This is a genomic window from Mycobacterium sp. TH-M106 (assembly GCF_057473765.1).
Window position 1 is genome coordinate 1 of the sequence record NZ_JBYCLE010000494.1, and the last position, 3,553, is coordinate 3,553.

General features: G+C 66.9%; 5 protein-coding genes, 1 tRNA gene and 1 pseudogene. 1 reads left to right on the forward strand and 6 read right to left on the reverse strand.

Annotated elements, in window-relative coordinates; translation table 11 throughout:
• From AC2VOP_RS17445 to AC2VOP_RS17470, 6 genes and pseudogenes are all read right to left on the reverse strand, one after another.
• Window positions 1-146: pseudogene (locus AC2VOP_RS17445) on the reverse strand (DUF309 domain-containing protein); the annotation flags it as partial.
• A 5-nt stretch (window positions 147-151) separates the two neighbouring features.
• The gene (locus tag AC2VOP_RS17450) at window positions 152-940 is read right to left on the reverse strand and encodes a class I SAM-dependent methyltransferase (RefSeq protein ID WP_486962130.1); all 789 of its coding nucleotides are present in this window, start codon (window positions 938-940) and stop codon (window positions 152-154) included.
• A gap of 56 nt (window positions 941-996) precedes the next feature.
• Complete coding sequence (locus tag AC2VOP_RS17455) at window positions 997-1,953, reverse strand: class I SAM-dependent methyltransferase (RefSeq protein WP_486962131.1); 957 nt, start codon at window positions 1,951-1,953, stop codon at window positions 997-999.
• Window positions 1,954-2,141: 188 nt separating this feature from the next.
• On the reverse strand, window positions 2,142-2,567 hold the full coding sequence (locus AC2VOP_RS17460) for a type II toxin-antitoxin system VapC family toxin (RefSeq protein WP_486962132.1): 426 nt from the start codon (window positions 2,565-2,567) through the stop codon (window positions 2,142-2,144).
• Window positions 2,564-2,824: a hypothetical protein gene (locus AC2VOP_RS17465; RefSeq protein WP_486962133.1), complete on the reverse strand. Its 261-nt coding sequence runs from the start codon at window positions 2,822-2,824 to the stop codon at window positions 2,564-2,566. The genes AC2VOP_RS17460 and AC2VOP_RS17465 overlap by 4 nt, the downstream gene beginning before the upstream one ends.
• Window positions 2,825-3,001: 177 nt before the next feature.
• A tRNA-Tyr gene (locus AC2VOP_RS17470) sits at window positions 3,002-3,084 on the reverse strand.
• A 77-nt stretch (window positions 3,085-3,161) separates the two neighbouring features.
• On the opposite strand from AC2VOP_RS17470, the gene AC2VOP_RS17475 reads away from it, so the two are divergent.
• A partial coding sequence (locus AC2VOP_RS17475; RefSeq protein WP_486962134.1) for a YajQ family cyclic di-GMP-binding protein occupies window positions 3,162-3,553 on the forward strand: 392 nt, incomplete at its 3' end.

Here is a 3,553-nt window from a genome sequence, read left to right on the forward strand (position 1 = left end):
AGCGTCTGCGCCGGCGGCAGATCGAGATCCTCGGGGATGCCTTCGACGACGTCAGGGCCGTGATAGCCGTGCGGCAGCGGGCGACCCAACCGGTCGCGGGGCCGGGCGTTTCGGGGCCGGCCCGACGCATCGCGGTCACGAACCACTAGGTCTACGCAGCCGGCTTTTCCGCGATGACCTCGATGGCGGCCATGTTCTGGTGGTACTTGCGGAACGTCGAACGCATGTCGAGCACGCGGGCCCGGGCGTCGGAATCACGCAAGACGTTGACGACGAAACGCAACGCACCCAGCAGGCCTTCGTCGGCGATCAGCCGGTGCGGCTCCAGCAGCGCCATCGGCGCAAAGGAGACCTTGTCCACCGTGAAGCCGGCCTCGGTGAGCAGCTCGGTCCATTCGTCAGCGGTCAGCGGGCGCGCGTTCACCTTGATCGAGCGCGCTAACGCCGTGCGGACCTCGTCTTTGACCTCATCGGGAACCCCATTGGGCTGCAGCGCCAACTCGTGGATGGCGTAGCGGCCGCCGGGACGCAGCACCCGGAACGCCTCGCGGGCGATCTCGGCCTTGTGCGGGTCGGTCTGCATCGTCAGCATGGCCTCACCGACCACCACGTCGGCGCTGCTGTCTGCCAGCCCGGTCGCGGCGGCCTCGCCCTGCACCACCGTGCCCTTGTCGCCGACCACCGAGCGGACCACCCCCGCAGCGTTCTCGTCGGCCTCCACGCCGGTGTAGGTGCCGGGCTTGCGGTCCAGAATCTCCCGGGCGGTGCGGCCCATCCCCGGAGCCAACTCCACTACGTCGGCCCCGGGCAGCGCCGCGTCGGCGAGCATGCGTTCGGTCAGGCCGAGACCGCCCGGCCGCAGTACGCGTTTGCCCAGCCGGGCGAAGAGCCAGTGGCCGGGGAGGTCAGCGGGTTTCCTGTCAGGCATCGGTAGCGTCATACAACGTAGGTTAGCCTTACCGATGATGCCTCCGCTAGGGGCTTTGGACCCTATGGTCACTGCCGCTGCGCCGAGACGAACACATTCTGCGGTGCCGGGTCCTCGACGTCGGTCGCCGGCGGGCGGTGGTAGTGGGCCATCAGCTGCTCGGAGGTCACCTCGGTCACCTCCCAGCCGTTACCGCGCAGCCAATCGGCCACGTCGGCGCGCTCCTCGAAGTACCACAGGTCGTCGAAATCGGGGGCGGCGACGTTACCCATCTTGCCCATCTTGCCCAGCTGAGCCGCCACCTCCCGGTAGCGCCGCATCCGCGCCCGCTGCCGATCGCGGACAGCCGGGTCGTTGAAGTCGGCGCCGAGTGCTTCCACCGCAATCCGGCTCCCCGCGACGCTCAGCGCCTGCACCCGTTCGAACAGCAGGTCCTGCGCCGCCGCCGGCAGAAACGGCAGCAGCCCTTCGGCCGACCACACGCTGGGCGCTGCGGCATCGAAACCGGACTGCCGCAGCGCCGACGGCCAGTCCTCGCGCAGGTCGACGGCGACATCGACCCGGTTGCACCTGGGCACATCACCATGGCGGCGCAGCGTCGCAGTCTTGAACTCCAAGACCCGGGGCTGGTCCAGCTCGTAGACCGTTGTGCCGTCCGGCCAGGGCAGCCGCCACGCCCGCGCATCCAGACCGGCAGCCAGGATTACCGCCTGCCGCACCCCGGCCGCGGCGGCGTCGAGGAAGAACTCGTCGAAATACGCTGTCCGCGAGGCCATGTAGTCGGCCATCCCCTGCATCCGCACCGGCAGGTCGGGTTCGATTTCGGCGGCTTCCGGGGGCAGGCTCGCCGGCGACCACATGGTCCACATGCCCTCGCCGACGGCGTCGAGGAACACCCGGGCGTAGGGGTCGCGGATCAGCGGGTCGGCACTCTCGGTCTCCGCGGCTCGAGCGGCCGCCACTCCCAGCGCCGTCGCACCCACGCTCTCGGTGATCTCCCAGCTGTCACCCTCGGTCCTTGGCACCGTGGCTTCCTTCCCGTTCGCCTGTTCAGCCTGTCTGGTAACGGCGCCCGGCGCTACGCCAGCCGTGTCCGAACGGCGGTGAAAAAGCACACGCCAGGTTCGTCGCCTCGCTGTCAGCATACGGGCGGCGGAACGCATGCGGCAGACCCGCTGGCAGCCGCTCCCAGCACGCCTGGGAGCGCCAGGGGTCAGGCAAGGAGCTTGACCGGAAATCCGGCGTCGACGGCGTTGCGGGCCAGCGAGCCGTCAAGGGTCCAGAGTGTTGTTTTGAGCCGTTGAGCAAGGCATATGTACGTCGAGTCGGTTGCGTGCCGGCGCCGAAGCTGGGCGGTGATCGTGGCGATCTCGGGCCCGTCGCCAACGAGATCAAACGGGTGCAGTTGCAGCTTGAAAGTGGCAAGGTCCTGCCAAATCTCGGTGACATCATTGACATTGAGTGCGCCTTCGAAGACCAGACGGGCAAGCACGTTTGCGATCTCATAGGGCAGCACGCTCGGGGCATGCAGTTGCTCGCCAGTGGCCAACCACTCCTCAAGGTGAGCTTGTGCCGCTGGTTGGTGCTCATCGGCTACCAGCAGGGCCACGAGCACGTTCGCGTCGACGACGACGCTCACCGCGCAGCGCCGAAGTCGGACCGTGCCTCATCGACCAGCCCCACCGCATCCGCTGACGCTAGCTTGCGGGAGCGCCGCACCAGCCGGTCGATCGCGGTACGAGCGTCGGAGCGTCCGAGGCCAGGTGCATCTTCGTTGAGTCCGGCGTGCACCAACATGCGGGCCAGGGTGCCAGGCCGTACCCGCAACCGCTCTGCCTGCCGATGCAGTGCGATGTGGTCAGCCTCATCGAGGCGAACCGTGATTGTTTTGGTCATGACAGCAGTGTAGCGATGCGATTCGATGCGTTATGCATCGTCGTTGCTTGGCCTGATATCTGCCGCAGGCGACAGAAGCTATAAGGCCGATCTGCCACGAATACCCCAACCCCAACGTTGTCCGGATAGGGATCCGCTACTGAGACAGGGGCGCCGCAGCTGCCTCGCTGACCTGGGTGGCAGGTCCAGGATTCGAACCTGGGTAGGCTTACGCCGACGGATTTACAGTCCGCTCCCATTGGCCGCTCGGGCAACCTGCCGTGGTGCGAGTAGCAGCGTACAACGAGGATATAGCCGGGCTGCAAACGACCAGCACCACCCAGAGAGGACCGATCCCGTGGCGGATTCATCGTTTGACGTCGTCAGCAAGGTCGACCGCCAAGAAGTCGACAACGCGCTGAACCAGGCCGCCAAGGAGCTGGCCACCCGGTTCGACTTTCGCGGCACCGACACCAAGATCGCCTGGAAGGGTGAGGAAGCCGTCGAGCTGACCAGCTCCACCGAGGAGCGGGTCAAGGCCGCCGTCGACGTGTTCAAGGAGAAGCTGATCCGCCGCGACATCTCCATGAAGGCCTTCGACGCCGGCGACCCCCAGGCATCGGGTAAGACCTACAAGATCGCCGGCACCCTCAAGCAGGGCATCGACAGCGAGAACGCCAAGAAGATCACCAAGCTCATCCGCGACGAGGGCCCCAAGGGCGTCAAGACCCAGATCCAGGGCGACGAGAT